We start from the raw sequence: 1,021 nt of genomic DNA on the forward strand, positions 1-1,021 counted from the left end.
GTTTGACCGGCCGCAATGGTGATGCTGGCGCCGTTGGACAGGGTCAGTATCAAGTCACTTTCAAGAGGGGCATTATCTACAACTGCTGTGTAGGTGATACTGCCACCCTCATTGACTTGGGTTGGCGCCAATAAGGTTACAGTACTGGGCGCGACTTGGGTGAGGTTGAAGGCGTTTTGTGATAAACCTTCTTGCAGTGTAATAGCATCAGTTTCGAAGCCTGCTGAATCGTAGCCACTGGCAGCCAGCGTTTCTGCACCACTTCTTGCCAATGAAACAAAGCCGGATGTTCCTTCATTTCCTTGAGTTCCACCGGCAGCAGTATCAGGCAATGAAGCGGTTGGATCTTCTCCTGCTGCGATAAGGGCCTGTAGCTGCTCAATTTCAGAATCTGTTACAGCATCTGTACTTTGCAACACTTCTTGAGGAACTTCAGCTCCTCCTCTAAGACTGCTCCCATCACTGAGTAAGAGCTCTATCTGTGCATCATTATCGACAAAAACTTCGCTTCCGTGCGCGACCAAGTCGCCTTGTTGTAATGGAACTTGCTGGCCATTTGACATGACATAAGCCTTGCCATTCAAACTTTTAACTTGACCATCTTGTGTTGCGATAAGTGCTTTCATGTCCCGCCCCCGGCGCTTGCAATATCCGTATCAATAAAGTTGCAGCCCATTGTTTTTGGGTTGCAAGTTGACAAGAAGTGTAAATCTTCTGGGGCGATCTTAGATGAATAACCTGGTCAAGTCAATTTTTTGACACCGATCGTACGGTTTGTAATTTTATGATTTATATTGGTTTATTTTTTATTTCGATTAATAAAAAAACAGAAGCTTAGCGCTTCTGTTGATTTTATTGTGAATTGTTGGTGATTTTGTTACGGGATTAACTGATCCTCGGATAAGTAAGTATAATTTGGCTCGGGTAATGAGGCTTGAGCGACAGGTTGAGTAACCAACAATGCGCCGTCGGAAATAAGGGATTGAATAATCACACCTTCATCGGTAGTTCCATACTCTGT

Annotated in this window: 1 protein-coding gene; it reads right to left on the reverse strand. The window is 44.8% G+C overall.

Annotated elements, in window-relative coordinates; all coding sequences use genetic code 11:
* The coding region (locus RC73_RS19510) for a retention module-containing protein (RefSeq protein WP_039036188.1) at window positions 1-626 on the reverse strand (626 nt) is incomplete at its 3' end.
* Between the last annotated feature and the right edge of the window lie 395 nt (window positions 627-1,021).

Source organism: Shewanella sp. ECSMB14102 (assembly GCF_000813075.1).
Classification (GTDB): Bacteria; Pseudomonadota; Gammaproteobacteria; order Enterobacterales; family Shewanellaceae; genus Shewanella; species Shewanella indica.